Source organism: Bacteroides caecigallinarum, from assembly GCF_016902295.1.
GTDB lineage: Bacteria > Bacteroidota > Bacteroidia > Bacteroidales > Bacteroidaceae > Phocaeicola > Phocaeicola caecigallinarum_A.
The window spans coordinates 1-16975 of record NZ_JACJLQ010000015.1 but is presented as its reverse complement, the minus strand read 5'-3'; the positions used below and the strand labels follow the sequence as shown (position 1 = coordinate 16975).

Annotated in this window: 14 protein-coding genes and 1 rRNA gene; all 15 read right to left on the bottom strand. The window is 39.0% G+C overall.

All coding sequences use genetic code 11. The annotated features are described in order from the left end of the window. Nucleotides 1-13: 13 nt before the first annotated feature. Nucleotides 14-1957 (bottom strand): glycogen debranching enzyme N-terminal domain-containing protein, encoded by a 1944-nt coding sequence (locus H6A27_RS06795; RefSeq protein WP_204508092.1) that lies wholly within the window; start codon nucleotides 1955-1957, stop codon nucleotides 14-16. A 244-nt stretch (nucleotides 1958-2201) separates the two neighbouring features. Then, nucleotides 2202-3476, bottom strand: a complete 1275-nt coding sequence (serS, locus tag H6A27_RS06790; RefSeq protein WP_204508091.1) for a serine--tRNA ligase — start codon at nucleotides 3474-3476, stop codon at nucleotides 2202-2204. A gap of 88 nt (nucleotides 3477-3564) precedes the next feature. Beyond that, the gene (locus H6A27_RS06785; RefSeq protein ID WP_204508090.1) at nucleotides 3565-4770 is read right to left on the bottom strand and encodes an OprO/OprP family phosphate-selective porin; all 1206 of its coding nucleotides are present in this window, start codon (nucleotides 4768-4770) and stop codon (nucleotides 3565-3567) included. 65 nt (nucleotides 4771-4835) lie between these two features. Continuing rightward, nucleotides 4836-5768 (bottom strand): diacylglycerol/lipid kinase family protein, encoded by a 933-nt coding sequence (locus H6A27_RS06780; RefSeq protein ID WP_204403693.1) that lies wholly within the window; start codon nucleotides 5766-5768, stop codon nucleotides 4836-4838. Nucleotides 5769-5817: 49 nt separating this feature from the next. Beyond that, nucleotides 5818-6741: a tRNA (adenosine(37)-N6)-dimethylallyltransferase MiaA gene (miaA, locus tag H6A27_RS06775; protein ID WP_204403695.1), complete on the bottom strand. Its 924-nt coding sequence runs from the start codon at nucleotides 6739-6741 to the stop codon at nucleotides 5818-5820. Nucleotides 6742-6946: 205 nt separating this feature from the next. Then, entirely contained in the window at nucleotides 6947-7957 is a 1011-nt protein-coding gene (gene gap, locus H6A27_RS06770) for a type I glyceraldehyde-3-phosphate dehydrogenase (RefSeq protein WP_204403698.1), read from the bottom strand. A gap of 258 nt (nucleotides 7958-8215) precedes the next feature. Beyond that, on the bottom strand, nucleotides 8216-8983 hold the full coding sequence (locus tag H6A27_RS06765) for a DnaJ domain-containing protein (RefSeq protein WP_204403700.1): 768 nt from the start codon (nucleotides 8981-8983) through the stop codon (nucleotides 8216-8218). Nucleotides 8984-9115: 132 nt separating this feature from the next. Further along, nucleotides 9116-9580 (bottom strand): V-type ATP synthase subunit K, encoded by a 465-nt coding sequence (locus H6A27_RS06760; RefSeq protein WP_204403702.1) that lies wholly within the window; start codon nucleotides 9578-9580, stop codon nucleotides 9116-9118. A 51-nt stretch (nucleotides 9581-9631) separates the two neighbouring features. Next, the gene (locus H6A27_RS06755; RefSeq protein WP_204508089.1) at nucleotides 9632-11431 is read right to left on the bottom strand and encodes a V-type ATP synthase subunit I; all 1800 of its coding nucleotides are present in this window, start codon (nucleotides 11429-11431) and stop codon (nucleotides 9632-9634) included. Then, nucleotides 11428-12033: a V-type ATP synthase subunit D gene (locus tag H6A27_RS06750; RefSeq protein WP_204403705.1), complete on the bottom strand. Its 606-nt coding sequence runs from the start codon at nucleotides 12031-12033 to the stop codon at nucleotides 11428-11430. The genes H6A27_RS06755 and H6A27_RS06750 overlap by 4 nt, the downstream gene beginning before the upstream one ends. A 25-nt stretch (nucleotides 12034-12058) precedes the next feature. Further along, on the bottom strand, nucleotides 12059-13378 hold the full coding sequence (locus H6A27_RS06745; RefSeq protein ID WP_204403707.1) for a V-type ATP synthase subunit B: 1320 nt from the start codon (nucleotides 13376-13378) through the stop codon (nucleotides 12059-12061). Nucleotides 13379-13402: 24 nt separating this feature from the next. Next, complete coding sequence (locus H6A27_RS06740) at nucleotides 13403-15160, bottom strand: V-type ATP synthase subunit A (protein ID WP_204403709.1); 1758 nt, start codon at nucleotides 15158-15160, stop codon at nucleotides 13403-13405. Between the two features lie 15 nt (nucleotides 15161-15175). After that, entirely contained in the window at nucleotides 15176-16015 is an 840-nt protein-coding gene (locus H6A27_RS06735) for a DUF2764 family protein (protein WP_204403711.1), read from the bottom strand. 9 nt (nucleotides 16016-16024) lie between these two features. Then, entirely contained in the window at nucleotides 16025-16615 is a 591-nt protein-coding gene (locus H6A27_RS06730) for a hypothetical protein (RefSeq protein ID WP_204508088.1), read from the bottom strand. Nucleotides 16616-16875: 260 nt separating this feature from the next. Continuing rightward, nucleotides 16876-16975, bottom strand: a 5S ribosomal RNA gene (rrf, locus tag H6A27_RS06725); the annotation flags it as partial.

The following is a 16975-nucleotide window of genomic DNA, read 5'->3' as shown; positions in this document are numbered from 1 at the left end:
GACTCCTCCTTCTTTATTGATTTTCAAATTTATCCAACAAATACAAGCCACGAAGAATTTCCGCAACATTCATTGCAAATGATACTGCTCCCCTACCTTTGAAAGGTGGATTACCGTCAAACAACTCCGGAAGTGTTCCCAGACAGTGACATGTCATTTCATCCTCATAGCTAACAAACTGTCTCCACAAGAAAGAGATAGCGCTTCTCTTATAAATCTTCAGATAAGCTTCCATGTAGAAACCTTCAAGCCATGGCCATGCTGTACCCTGATGGTATGCATAGTCTCTCTGCATCTGAGGTCCAACATAGTTAGGATTGTAGCCTCCACTTTTCGGGCTCAAAGAACGAAGACCTTTAGGAGTAAGAAGCTCTTTAGTTACTATATCAACTACACCTTTCTTTTGTTTGGTATCAAGAGGTGAATAATCAAAAGCCGCGGCAAAAATCATGTTAGGACGAACACTCCAATCCATCATGTCGCCATCAACATAATCCAACAAATATCCGTATTCATTCAAGAATGTACTTATAAATGATTGTCCGGCTTTTTCAGCGATACTTCTTAACTTGTTTGCAAAATCATTGTCGCCAACCTCTGACATGATATCTGTAGTAAAGCATAATGCGTTATACCATAATGAGTTGAATTCAACAATATATCCTGTTCTTCCAACTACAGGGTGACCATCTACTGTGGAATTCATCCATGTAACAGCTTTGTCCCGACCATAAGAATATACCAAGCCATTATCTTTTAACTGCAAGTTAGGATGCTTGCCATCCAGTAAATAAGACATAATATCCTTCAGCAAGCCAAGATATTTCTCTTTAGCAGCATCTCTTGATATCATTTTAGCGTATTGCTGAATAGTCCATACGGCCCACAACAGCACATCAGGATGATACATTTCATATACTTTCAACGCTGATTTTTCACCATTCATGAATGCATATATAGCTTTAACAGCTGTATTCATTATCATCTCGAACTTTTCAGATTCACCGATTGAAAGCGTTAGTCCTGGCAAAGAAACGAACATATCTCTCGCACGGCATTTAAACCAAGGATACCCCGCAAGAATATACGATTCATCACCCTGTTTGTTCAAGAATTGGTGTGCTGCATTGATAAGACAGTTTTTAAAGTCCTTACGTGGTGTTCTTTGTTCTGCTTCATTGGCAAACAAATCATTCAACTGTGACGTATCAACAGCTGACACGCCACCAGAGAATGTAACACTTTCCCCTTTGTGAATCTTGAACTCGAAATAGCCAGGCACATAAAGATCCTCATTGAAATCATACCCTCTCTCCTGCTCTTTTGGATATTCTATACCTCTATACCAGTCTGGCATGAAATGGAATTCATTTTCCTTGCTGAACTGCATATAAAGCTCAGGATATCCAGGATACATACAAGTCTTGATACCATTATCTATTACGTCATATTTCTTATTGGCCTGGGAATTTTCATGAGTATATTCTCTTACACTTCTGAATGCCAGATAAGGGCGTAAACGCAAGATTGTTTCAGAATGGGCATCAACCAATGTGTATCTTATCAGGATACGGTTTTCATGATGTACGAATACTTTTTCTTTTTTCAGTACCACACCACCAACTCGATACCAAGTAGTAGGAACTTTTTCACATTCATATTCACGGATATACTTGTGACCGCGTGGACTAAAATTATCTCCATGATATTTATGAAGTCCCAAATTAAATTCAGCTCCATGCTGTATTACAGTCTCATCCATTGAAGAAAGCAGTACATGATTCTCATCATCCAGTTCAGGTACAGGAATAACTAACAATCCATGATACTTTCGAGTATTACAATCTACTATTGTAGAACAATGGTAAGCTCCGGAGCGGTTTGTACGAAGAATCTCACGCGGCAAAGATTCTTCCAAATTCGTCATAAGAGTTTTATCAAAACGTAAATAACTCATAGATGTTATATTAAGGTTATTAAATTGTTCAATAAATATGTTATTATATCACCCCCAAAATTAGTAATTAAAAAATCAAATCAAAACGTAAAAGTCGTTTTTTTTCGAAAAAAATCATTTTTTTACTACAATATATATTTCAAACTCATAGCTTTGATATAAATATTTAAAATGACATATTAATATCAAGTAAAATGATAAAAAAAAATCCCGGACAAAGCCGGGATTTTCATTATTTTTTTAATTAATCTATCATATCGAAACCACAGTACGGTATCAATGCTTTTGGTATTTTGATACCTTCAGGAGTCTGATTGTTTTCCAACAAAGCTGCCACGATTCTTGGCAATGCAAGTGCTGAACCATTTAACGTATGACAAAGTTCTGTCTTCTTCTCCGCATTTCTAAATCTACATTTCAAACGGTTAGCCTGATAAGTGTCAAAGTTAGAAACTGAGCTCACTTCAAGCCATCTCTGCTGAGCTTCTGAATAGACTTCAAAGTCATAGCATATTGCGGCTGTAAAACTCATGTCACCGCCACAAAGACGAAGAATGCGGTACGGCAACTCAAGTTTCTTCAATAATCCTTCCACATGATCCAACATTTCCTGATGAGACTGTTTTGAATGCTCTGGTTTATCAATTCTTACCAACTCAACTTTTGAAAATTCATGCAGACGATTAAGTCCACGTACATCTTTACCGTATGAACCAGCCTCGCGACGGAAACACTGAGTATATGCACAATTCTTAATAGGCAATTGTTTTTCGTCGAGAATAACGTCACGGTAAATATTGGTAACAGGAACTTCTGCTGTCGGTATAAGATACAAGTCATCAAGATTACAATGATACATCTGTCCTTCTTTATCAGGGAGCTGTCCTGTACCATAACCGGAAGCGACATTTACTACTGTAGGGGGCATTATTTCTTCATAACCAGCAGCACGTGCTTCGTCAAGGAAGAAATTGATTAATGCTCTCTGTAATCTTGCACCCTTACCTTTATATACAGGGAAACCGGCACCGGTAATCTTAACACCCAGGTCAAAATCAATAAGGTCATATTTTTTTGCAAGCTCCCAGTGAGGCAATGCATTTTTTGGCAATTCAGTTTCCATTCCGCCATGTTTTACTACTACGTTGTCTTCAGCACCTGTACCTTCAGGAACCTCATCGTATGGAACATTAGGAATAGTATATAAAATTTCCTGCATTTCCTCAGAAGCCTTATCCATATCTGCCTGAAGAGATTTGCTTGCTTCCTTAAATTCAGCTACTTTTTGCTTGGCCGCTTCAGCTTCATCTTTCTTTCCTTCTTTCATGAGCATACCAATACTCTTAGAAAGGGAATTTACCTCAGCAAGATTTTTATCTAATTGATTCTGAGCATTGCGTCTTCTGTCATTGCATTCCAACACTTTGGCGATAGTTTCTTTTGCATTTGCAAAGTGTTTCTTTTCAAGTCCACGAATTACCTTATCGGTATCTTCTGTAATTTGTTTAATAGTGAGCATATTTTCTACTTTTATAAACGTTCCTAATAAAAAGTCATGCAAAGATATATTTTTTTTATCAATTAAACAGATACACAAAACTTTTTAATCAGAAAACAGGTAAAGTATATACCAATCCCAATGAAATACGTTGCTGATTATAGCTGTTTGAACCAAAAATTCTTGCTTTCTCGGTCAAATGAACATTTTTATGCGAAAGATGCAAGTAAACAATAAGTTCACTGTCTTCCATAGGATAATATTCTGCACACAACTGTACATTCCATGTTCGCCTATAATTGCCGGCGTCAAAATGTTCGGACGATTTGTAAATATTACCAATCTCATAAGCACCTTTTACATACATATTCAGATGAGGTGATATTCTATAATCAAGATTAGCAATTGTAGTGAAATATTCCACATTCTTTGCAGTTACCACTTCATTACCTTCTACATCATAGGAAGACGTTATAAGCCCTTTTGAATCAAGTCCCTCGCGAGAATACATAAAATCAATATATCCTAAAAATGGTTTCTTATCCCAAACATTGCCACATGTAAAATAGAATATATTCTCACTTTTAGCCAGCTGACCGTACGACAGTGAGTATCTCAGTTGCATGGCACGGTCTATAAAATAGCCATCCCAATTTACAGTACCCAACACAGGAATCTTTGAATCTTCGACGTCATCAGGTAGAGAATACATAAACTGGTCATTAAGTGTAGAATTTCTATTATTGGTAATCTGGAAATTAAATGTCTGATTACTATTGAGACTATATGCCATGTTCAATCCCACCTGATAAGCAGGGATAGTATTGTTGAAATCCGAATATTGCCTTACTTTAATGGCATTAACCCAACATTCATATCCACTGAACTGAACAGGCTGTTTACCAGCTGTAAGATGCCAATTGTCATTCAGTTGCCAACCTACCATTGCCAGTTCCACCGAACCGGCAAGATTATCCAAAGGGATATTCGGATTAGTATATTTATTGAAAGATTGTCTGAAATGATATGAAAATTTTTCTCTGAAAGCCCCCAATACTTCCAGACGTACCCTATGAACTTTGAATGCCATATTTTCGAATGAGCCATTATTGAATTCAGCATCTGCCGCAGTCGAAAACTGAATGTTCATATTGGCCCAATCAATATCACGCTTACCATCTGTCACACGTTGAAGCAAAGTCTTCTCATCTGCAGGAACCAATGCTATATCCTGGGCATTAACTTTCACTAATGAAATGCATGTCAATACAGCCGCCGCAATAATAAAATTACAATTTGATAATACCTTAAACATAAAAAATCAATTATAATAAATCAACAATGCGACCAATGGAAAAGTTCAATCCATTTAAAGATAAATCATCTTGGGATAATCAGGGTAAGAGCTTCCGACTCTATTGTCACTTCAAACGGATAATATTTCTCCATCCACAGACGTCCGTCAATACTTACTTCAGCGTTTCTTGCACGCAACACCTTTACAGACTTTGTTCTATATGGTTTTACTATCTTATGATTCAGCAATCTTCCCTGCTGTAGCATCCATAGACCTGATATCAATTCCCTTAGCTGTGGTCTGTATATAATAGACACATCAAGCCATCCATTATATGGTACAGCACTTGGAGTAAGCCCATAACCTCGACAACTGCCTATTCCAACTGCCATTATTCTACCTTTGACATGTTCATTGTTGAGTTTCAGATGCATTCTATGGAGTTTCCGTTCAAAAGCTACCAAGACCAATGACGACAAATATGATATAAATGGAATTCCCCAAAATCTCTTTGTTTCATTAGTAATCATCACTATTTTCGCGCCCAGGCCCATATATACAGCATTCAGGAAATATCTGCACTTATGCTCATCACCATTATAGAAGCTGAAAACGCCTACATCAACTTTTCTCAGACGTCGGTTAATCAGTACGTCAACAGCACCTTTATAATCGTCCGAATCAAGTCCCCAATATTTGGCAAAATCATTTCCTATGCCATTGGGAATAATACCAAATGCTATTTCATGTTTGTCCTCTACATCTGAACGCATTATTCCATTTACCGCATCATTAATTGCTCCGTCTCCACCAACCACAACAATCGTTTTATAGCCATTGTTTGCCAAAGTTTTGGCAAGTCTCTCAACTGAGCCGAATCCCTCAGACTGGACATAATCGTACTTAACATCCTGACTATCCATATACTCGCGAATCTTAGCCCATCTTTTTTGTGCTTTCCTGCTCCCTGCTTTAGGATTGTATATTATGCCCCACCTGTTAAGTTCTACCGCCATAATATTATTAGTTTAGATTATTCAACAATAAAATATCATTTTAAAACTCTCAACCAACATGATTATCAAGAAGCCCCAATACTACATCAATTTTGTGCTGCAAGCCCCATTCCGCATTAATCCACGATATGGAAATTCCTCTCCGCTCCATGCCCCTGAACCACGTCATTTGGCGTTTTGCAAACTGATGAATAGCAATTTCCAACTGCGAACACATATCATCATAACTCAACTCACCGGTAACATATAATGTAAGATATTTATATTCCAATCCATAATAGATTAGGTCTTCCGCGGAAATTCCTGAATCAAGCAAACGTCTCACCTCGTCCACCATCCCTTCATCAAGTCTTTGACGAAGACGCCTTGATATTTTCTCACGTCTGAGTTCCCTGCTTATGTCAACTCCAATTATCAGGCTGTTATAGTTAGGGAAAGGACGCTCATCCACATCATTTGAAAGATAATATTCCTCTATTTCTATAGCACGTATTGCACGCTTTACTGTATCCACGTCAGTAGAGTTATGTAATTTCTTGTATCTGGAAAGTATGTCAGTCAATTCATCAAGCGATTTTGACGACAAACTTTCTCTCAACTCTTTATTCTCAGGAACAGGTATAAGCCTATATCCTTTCAATACAGATTCAATATACATTCCCGTACCACCACATAAGATAACCTTTTTATCTCTGTTTCTTATATCTTCGAATGCATTGAGAAAGTCGCGTTGAAACTCAAACACATTATACTTATAACCGGGGTCCACAATATCAATAAGATGGTAAGGCACATGATAACCATCAACCACATAATCATCCAAGTCCTTTCCTGTCCCCAAATCCATACCACGATACACCTGCCTGCTGTCCCCACTGATAATTTCAGCGTCAATAGCTTTTGCTAAAGATGCCGCCAAAACGGTTTTGCCAGAAGCGGTAGGCCCCAAAATGGTTATAAAATCGTATGCCATAAAAATATTATAATCAAATGTATAACAATTATATTTACAAATATAGTGTAAACCGAGTGAAGTTCAAAGTGAAAATAAAGTTTTCAGCTTTTAATTCCAATATGAACTAATCATAGAACAAAGATTTACCACATGCAAAGAAACCCATACAAAAAAAGCCGCCTTGTAATCAAGACGGCTTTTACTATATGGTCAATGTTACTGATTAGCAGTTTACAGAAGCCATGTGAGCGATCAAATCCAATACTTTGTTAGAGTAACCGATTTCGTTGTCATACCAAGAAACAACTTTAACGAAAGTATCAGTCAAAGCGATACCAGCTTTAGCATCGAAGATAGAAGTGTGAGTGTCACCCAAGAAGTCAGAAGAAACAACTGCATCTTCAGTATAACCAAGGATACCCTTCAATTCGCCTTCAGAAGCTTCCTTCATAGCAGCGCAGATTTCGTCATATTTAGCTGGTTTAGCCAAGTTAACTGTCAAGTCAACTACAGATACGTCCAAAGTAGGAACACGCATTGACATACCAGTCAATTTACCGTTCAACTGAGGGATAACTTTACCTACAGCTTTAGCAGCACCTGTAGAAGAAGGGATGATGTTACCAGAAGCAGCACGACCACCTCTCCAGTCTTTCATAGAAGGACCGTCAACAGTTTTCTGAGTAGCTGTTGTAGAGTGAACTGTTGTCATCAAACCGTCAGTGATTCCCCATTTGTCGTTCAAAACCTTAGCGATAGGAGCCAAGCAGTTAGTAGTACAAGAAGCGTTAGAAACGAACTGAGTACCTTTAACGTATGTTTTTTCGTTTACACCACAAACGAACATTGGAGTATCATCTTTAGAAGGAGCTGACATTACAACATATTTTGCACCAGCTTCGATGTGAGCCTGAGCTTTTTCTTTAGTAAGGAACAAACCTGTAGATTCAACTACATATTCTGCACCTACTTCGTTCCATGCCAATTCTTTAGGATCTTTGCAAGCTGTTACACGGATTTCATTACCATTTACAATCAATTTGCTGTTTTCAACGTCAGCAACGATTGTACCGTCAAACTGTCCGTGCATTGTGTCATATTTCAACATGTAAGCCAAGTAATCTACTGGGCACAAGTCGTTAATACCTACGATCTGAATATCGTTTCTCTTCTGAGCTGCACGGAATACGAAACGGCCGATACGACCGAAACCGTTAATACCTACTTTAATCATTTTGTTTAAATTTTTAATGGTTTTATAATAAAGTTTGAAAACTATTTCGATTAAATCAATCTTCTACTTGATACAATCAATCTCAAGTTTTACGATGCAAAAGTAATGATTTCTTTTAAAAATCAATACTTGCACCATTCTTTTTTGTGAAAAAAAAACTCATTTTTTAGACTTACAAGTACTTTATGTAATCAATATCACATAATATACTGTTTTTGCTATCTGTACTATACAAAATCACATTTTAATATCTTCAGTTTATCTCATTCCTCTTGCTTTGTATATACGTTCCTTGGCATTATTTATATCCTGGAACTTCTCTTCTGCGGCCTTTCGGATGTCTTCACCCAAAGTTGCGACCCTATCAGGATGATGCTTAAGAGCCATTTTCCTATATGCGGCACGCACTTCATCGTCAGTGGCGTCAGGCGAAACTTCAAGTACCTTGTATGCCTCTTCAAGAGAATTTCCTCTCATGTTAAGCATAGATTCCACATCTTCTGTTGACAGCCCCATGTAATATGCCACCTCTTTTAGCGCTTCCACCTCTTCTCTGCTTACATTACCATCGCTTTGCGCTATCTGTATAAGGAATCTCAATAGCTGAAGACGTTCCTCATAAGTCATATTTGCAGCAATCTGCGCTCCACATTCACGGATAGTATTTCTGAAGGCCGACGGATTAGATTTATCCATCTGTTTCCTCTGTTCAAAAAGATTCAATAAAATCTGTTCACCTTCAGCAACAGCAGCCTCTCCAAAACTGTTTCTAAGGAAATTTCTCACAAATTCCATCTCGCTGTGCATAATCCTTCCGTCCGCGCGTATTATATACGATGCCATAACCAACATCGAAAAAAGGAAACTGTTTCTTTGTCCCATATACTCATTCTGGCTACCAGAAGTCTCCATTTCGTTTTCATTGGCATTATCAAACAAAGAGCCAATGGCAAAACCAGCCAAAGCGCCTAAAGGTCCCATAGTGACAAAACCCATAAGACCACCTATCCATTTTCCGTATCCCATATTTTTTTCATTAAGTTATTATCAGGAACAAAGTTACAAAAAAACTCATATCACACATAATAATAATACAAGATAACAAAAAAGCTGTTCCACAAGAAGCGGAACAGCTTTATGACTATTAAAAAAATTAAATTAAGCGACAATAGCAGAACCCATCAAGAATGTTGCGGCAAGAGCAACGATTGCATACAATTCAGGGAATACGGCAAGAATCAAAGTATTACCGAATACATTGTGTCCTTGACCAATTGCAGCGATACCGTTAGCACAAACCTGACCCTGACGGATAGCAGAGAACAATGCTACAAGACCCAGACCGACACCTGAACCAAGTACTGCACAAGCCTGCAGACCAGTGATTTCAGGAGTAAGCACGCCAAAAATATTCTGGAACATAAAATAACCGGCAAAACCATAAAGTCCCTGTGTACCAGGCAAAGCTGTTAATACAAGGAAGTTACCGAATGCGCTGTCATTTTTCTTAAGAGCTCCAATTGATGCGTTACCTGCAATAGTAACTCCGTATGCACTACCGATACCAGACAAACCAACCATGATAGCAATGCCAATATAGGCAATCAAAAAATTCATTTCCATAATTCAAAAGTTTTTATTATTATTTCTTATTTATATACATTGAATACATTTTTATTTCTTAAAAGGAGCGTATTCCTTTCCTCCTCCTTCATAACCTGAATTCTTGAAGAATTCTACAAATGTCAGACGCATTGGATGAACCATCGCACCAAGAACATTCATAAAGATATTGATTGAATGTCCTATCACGAATATCAGAACCATTACTATAGGACCTGCAATGATATTGTCAGGACTCATTCCCGCCGCAAGACTATTGAATACGCTTGCCAATATACCACCGGACAATCCAAGGGCAAACAAACGTACATACGACAATATATCTCCCAACAATCCTGTTGCCATATTATAGCTGTCCCACAATCCTAACCCGATATTTACGAATACATTCTTGTCAGGACTGTTATACAGATAAGCCATAAGAAAACCTATAGCAAGGAATATAAGATGAACAGTTCCTCCCATTTCCATTGCACCTGCAAATGCTATGGCAGTACTGAGTATCACAAATATCCATCCTATAGTACCAATGGCATACTTGAAGCCAAGCTGTATAGTCTGGTTTACCGCCTTCAGAATCATACCGAATATAATCTGAACGCCTCCCAATATAAGCGACAGATTAAACATCTGCTGATTATCAAGAGCGATAGTTTCCTTCATAGACTGAAGGAATGGAACCTGAATATCATAGATATTAAATCCGAAACATGTTCCTGTAAGTAATCCGCATACCATAGTGGATGCTCCTAAAATCTGTACAAGAGTAAGTATAGGTTTGATACCCGAACTAAGATTCTTTGAAACCATCCTGTATATGGAAGTCGCAATTACCATGAATGCTCCATAACCGATATCACCTAAACACAATCCGAAAAATATCATAAAGAACGGAGCAAAGAACGGTGTCAGGTCCAGTTCATTATACTTAGGCAACATATACAGTCTTATAATAGGCTCAAACAGACGTGAGAATTTGTCATTATTGAACATTATAGGCACATTGTCATCCGGTTGAGGATCTGAAATCTCATAATATGCGCCCTGATTGTCCATAAATGACTTTACATCGTCACATTTCACGGCTGGCACCCATCCCTCAAGAAGTACAAGCTTATTATCTGCCAGGGAATCTCCTGTCAGAACGACTTTGGAAAATTCTATTTCAGAATAAACTTTTCTTTGGGCAGCCTCAAGATTACCGACAGACAGTGCAGCCAGTTTCTTGATGCTATCCATCACATTATCACATTCCTGTGAAATCTGTTCTACAGATGCCTTAAGCACATTCAATGATGTTTCAGGCAGTTTTGCATACTCTATCTCCAATTCAGGAGCAAGACATCCCGAAGTGATTGTAACAAAATAGATTTTCGAACCTATCCTGTTTACGATTGTGGCATTATATAAATCCACCCACTCATCCTTGAACTGCTTTTCCGAACAGATATAGAAATTCACATAATATCCGGCATCTTTCAGACGTTGAATATTTGAATATTCAAAATCGCCCCATGGTTCCAATGTCGCTATTTCCTTTTCCACAGCCTGTTTTCTGTGAAGCAACTGCTGCTGTCTGTTCTGCAAGTCAGTCAATAAGTTCAACGTTTCTTCACCTTTCGAAGCATCTGCGTCATGATTCTCAGCCACGACACCCATTCCATTTAGGAATTTTATTGCAGCCGCATACTTTCCCGCCAATCGGATACTATCCTGCAGTTCCATGTTTTCTGCCATCCCTTGGGATTTGGTAAAAATATGTACTACCCCCAGTTCGCGCAGATTTTCAAGGAACTGTTCGTACTCCTTATAATATATAAGGAATGTCAGCTTTTTCATTTTAGCGATCATTGTTCAGCCTCCTTTCTCTTTTCCTGAATGGATTTCAAGATTTTCTGTGATGATTTCGACAGGTTCTCTTCATCCTCCATGAAACGTTTAATTTTTCTCAATGCGTCCTGATAACCAGGTATCTGAACTTTCTCAAAAAGGTTTACCTTCTGAGTAGTTTTTTTACGCGCATGTTCCAGCAAGCCCAATTTAGCGAGCGTAAATTCTCTTTCAATAGCTGTTTCTGCCAGAGTTTTTAATATATGGATACCGTCGGCATACCATTTCGGACATGAAAACATACTGAAGTGACGAATATCAAAGTCCACTCTTTCAAGTAACGGAACCCTGACACCGGCAATCTTACGAACGCCCAAATGAACATCCTTCACTTTTATTAATGAAGCATCAAATTCATTCCAGAGTGCGAACATGGCTTCGTACGCCTGAATCTGTTGTTCCAGACGTTCTTCCAGTTCCACAGCTTCAGTCTTGCAGCGTTTCACTTCAAGTCGCAACGCACTTTCCTTATTTTTTATAATAGGGAGCGTACGCACACGGACCTTCAGTTGCTTTTCCAGTTGCTGAAGCGAGGTCTTGTTATATTGAAATTTTATAGCCATTTCACTGTGTTTTTAATGAATTCGATTATTTCTTCCAGTACTGATCTACGAACTCTTTCTTGATGTTTACTTCCTCAGGTTTGAAATACTTGCTGAACAGTCCCCAAGTTACATCAAGCATTTCTGTTGTATTGAGGTTGACGTCAATAGCAAGCAACTGATTGGCATAATCCTTAGCAAAGGCCAATGTACGTTCGTCGTAATTAGTAAGGTCGAAACCGTTTTCCATCTTTGTCTTGGCATTTGCGGCATCCGCATACAGACGTACAGCGGCATTCATAACCTGAGGATGATCCTTACGTGTTTTCTTACCGCTAACCAACTGTTTCAGACGTGAAAGTGAACGGAACGGATCGACAATAACCTTACCTATATCACTATCGCGGCGCAGGAACAACTGTCCTTCTGTGATGTAACCTGTATTATCTGGAACGGCATGTGTAATATCACCACCTGAAAGTGTAGTCACCGCGATAATTGTTATTGAACCGCCACTTGGGAACTGTACAGCCTTTTCGTAAATCTTTGCAAGGTCTGAATATAAGGAACCAGGCATAGAGTCCTTCGACGGGATCTGATCCATACGGTTTGATACAATAGCCAAAGCATCGGCATACGATGTCATATCGGTAAGCAATACAAGCACTTTCTGGTTATGTTCCACAGCAAAATATTCTGCGGCTGTCAATGCCATATCAGGAATTAGCAGACGTTCTACCGGAGGATTCTCTGTTGTATTTACGAAACTGATAATACGGTCCAATGCACCGGCATTCGAGAATACATTCTTGAAATACAGGTAGTCATCGTTAGTCATACCCATACCTCCAAGAATAATCTTGTCTGTTTCGGCACGCAATGCCACATTTGCCATAACCTGGTTGAAAGGCTGGTCAGGGTCCGCAAAGAACGGAATCTTCTGTCCTGACACCAATGTATTGTTAAGGTCAATACCGGCAATACCTGTAGCAATAAGTTCAGAAGGTTGTTTACGGCGTACAGGGTTCACTGACGGACCACCGATTTCCACTTCTACGCCCTCAATTTCAGGTCCACCATCAATAGGGTCACCGAATGCATTGAAGAAACGTCCTGCCAACTGTTCACTTACCTTCAGTGTTGGCGATTTGCCAAGAAATACAACCTCTGCATTAGTAGGAATACCCTCGGTACCCTCAAACACCTGCAAAGTAACATCATCACCGGCAATCTTCACAACCTGTGCAAGCTTGCCATTTACCATAGCCAGTTCGTCATATCCTACCCCAGTTGCCTTTAGCGAACAGGTAGCCTTGGTAATCTGGCTGATTTTGGTATATATCTTTTGAAATGCTTTTGTTGCCATTTTTATATTAGTTAATGAAATAAATTATTTGGCACGTCTTTCAGCCAAAAGTTCCTGCAACTGCTTTCCAAACTCTTCATACTCCTGTGATTTGTATTTGGAATAGTTCATCTGCTTACAAATATTGATCATCTTCTTGAAGTATTCCATTACCTCAACGAAATTATCAAATTTGAACTCAGTATGGCAAACATCAATTACCATATTAACTATATCTTCCTGACGTTCCATCGGAGTTACAGAGTCCACCTCGTCAAAGGCGTCCTGCTGTAGGATTACGAAATCTATAAGTTCGGATTTCCAGAATATTACGTGGTATTCTACCGGAACGCCATCATCACCAAGAATGTTTATCTGTTCGGCGATTTCCTTACCACGAAGCAATCTTGTCTTCAGTTCGTTCACCTTACCTATCCATTCGGCATTGATACGTTCAGTAATATACTGTTCAAATTCAGGATATTCAAGGTACTTTGAGTATGAGTCTATCGGATTAACAGCCGGATAGCGCTTACGGTCGGCACGTTCCTGCTCCAATGCATAGAAACAGCGGGCAACCTTCTTGGTATTCTCTGTTACAGGTTCCTTCAGGTTACCTCCGGCTGGTGATACAGTACCGATAAATGTAATTGAGCCTGTAGCACCGTTATTCAGATAAACATATCCTGCACGTCCGTAGAAGTTTGAGATTATTGCGGAAATATCCATAGGGAAAGCGTCAGGACCAGGCAATTCCTCCATACGGTTAGACATTTCACGAAGTGCCTGAGCCCAACGTGATGTAGAGTCGGCCATAAGCAGAACCTTAAGTCCCTGAGCTCTATAGAATTCAGCCATTGTCATAGCTGTATATACAGAAGCTTCACGGGCAGCGACCGGCATGTTTGATGTATTGGCCACGATAATGGTACGTTCCATCAATTTTCTGCCTGTATGCGGGTCCACAAGTTCAGGGAATTCAGTAAAGATTTCCACAACCTCATTCGCACGTTCACCGCAGGCCGCTATAATAACGATATCAGCTTCAGCCTGTTTTGAGATTGCGTGCTGCAACACCGTCTTACCTGTACCGAACGGACCAGGAATAAATCCCGTACCACCTTCAACGATAGGGTTCACTGTGTCAATGACGCGTACACCTGTTTCCAACAGACGGAAAGGACGTGGTTTTTCCTTATAGTTAGTCATAGCCTTCTTTACCGGCCATTTCTGAATCATGTTTACAGGTATATCGTTACCATCCTTGTCAGTAAGTACAGCTACAGTATCCTCTATTGTATATTCACCTTCAGGTACTATAGATTTCACTTTATAAGTACCTGTCAGTTGGAAAGGAACCATGATTTTCAGTGGCTGATGATTTTCTTCCACCTCACCGAGCCAGGCAGAAGGTCCAACCTCATCACCTGCTTTTACTATAGGTTTGAATCCCCATTTGGCCTCTTTGTCAAGAGGATAAGTATATTGTCCGCGTTTCAGGAAAACGCCATCCATTTTGTCCAAGTCATTCTGCAAGCCATCATAGTTTTTCGACAGCATTCCAGGACCAAGAGTAACTTCCAGCATGTGACCGGTAAATTCAGCTTCGGCACCTACCTTCAGTCCACGTGTACTTTCGAACACCTGGACATAAACATTTTTGCCTACCACCTTAATAACCTCGGCCATCAGTCGGTCGCCTCCTGTAGAGATATAGCAGATTTCATTCTGTGCTACCGGACCATCTACAGTCAAAGTCACCATATTGGCAATAACGCCAATAACACTACCTTTTGTTGCCATTTTATTATGTTTAAACTATTTTCTAAATTCCTCGGGTATCTGAACATCATTTTTCAGGTCTTGAATCATTGCCCTGAACAGTTCGCTACCTTTTTCTTTATCCAATGATATCCACCTTTCTATCATCTCCAGTTGGAGAAGAAATACGAACAGTCGTTCTATAGTAAAGTAATTAAAGAAAGATTCAGTCTCCAGCCATTCCCATTTCAACTGGTCAATCTTCTTTTCCCTTTCCACCAACTCATCTATTTCTGCAATTCTCTGTACATTTTCCAGATATGTCAAAGTATCCCCCAATCCGAAATCTCTTGCATTCGAAGTACGCAGACTCTCGCACACATCTGTATTTCCTACAATAGCTGATGCAATATCCAGTTTATACTTACGTGCAGAAAGTGCAGCCTGTATATTGTTTAGGTTAAGATTAAATTCAAACCATGCAGACACGAACTTGTTTTTACAGTTCATTGCATAAGCATAATACTGCGCGGCCAACATATCACCGGCCTTATACAAGTCTTCCGGATTAAGCTTAAAATATTCAGAAATGAAATTACAGAAATAAGACGGGTACTTTTTATCAGGAATATCACCATCCTTCACAGTATCAATAACAGATAACAGCTCTTCAGCGCTATACATGCCCTGGCTCACCACGGCATAATCCTTGTCTTTCAATAGATGTAAAAGGTTATCATTGTCTAATTTCAGATAAAACAAGTCTATTACTTTTTTATCCTTATCAGACAAATCAGGGTATATTTCCGACTTAAAACTATCGACTGTATAACTCAGTTTACCGTCATCAAGCGAAATATCAGGCAAACCGGCTACCAGATAATAATAAGTATCCATAATCCTACATTAAAACAACATTTGAACTAATTGTGGACGCAGGAAATCCTTAAAATAGTTTTCAAATTCTTCCTCGCCAAAATTTACTTTATAAGATCCGTCAGCAGGTGAAATAGAGAAAAGAACCTTTGAGCCTTTAACTCCTTCTATCTTAACACCCTTATCAAGCAAATCCTTTGCATTTTTCATGAAATATTTCTTAAGACTATCAGCATCAGGCACAGAAATCACAACCGGTTCATTAGCCGACCACTGCTTTGCCAGTGCCACAACAAACTTGTTGAAATAATCCTTATCACTTACAAATCCCTTGACCGCATCTGCCACAGTCTGGTTTGTAAGCAAGTTTGTCACTTCGGTTTTCAAGGCATTCAGAGCCTGTCCCGCAAACAATTTTAATTCCGATTTGGTATTTTCCTTCAGTTCTTCTGAAGCTTTCTTGGCTGCTGCAACGATATCATCAGCCTGTTTTTGGGCTTCTTCAATCATTTTCTGAGCCTTTTCCTGAGCCTCACTGATAAGTCTCTGCGCCTCAGTGTTACCTTTTTCAACACCTTCACGGTAAATCTTGTCAGTAAGTTCTTGAATTTTATTTTCCATAACTGTATTAGTTAATAATATGTTTATACAGCAACTCAACATCAGCTATTTCCAACTTTAATAAAAAGCACTATAGCTTTTGTTATTGCGGCTCAAATATAAGAAATAAGGATGAAGAAAACGAAATTAAAATCAAAGATTTTATACTACATTATCAATATTAAACATAAGATTAACATCAAGCCATAAATACATTACATTATAGCGTATAAAAAAGCAAAAACTCCCCGAAGTATCTCTACCTCGGGGAGTCCTCTATAAAACGGCGACTACCTACTCTCCCACTTGTACGCAGTACCATCGGCGTGACGAAGCTTAACTTCTCTGTTCGGAATGGGAAGAGGTGGAACCTTCGTGCTA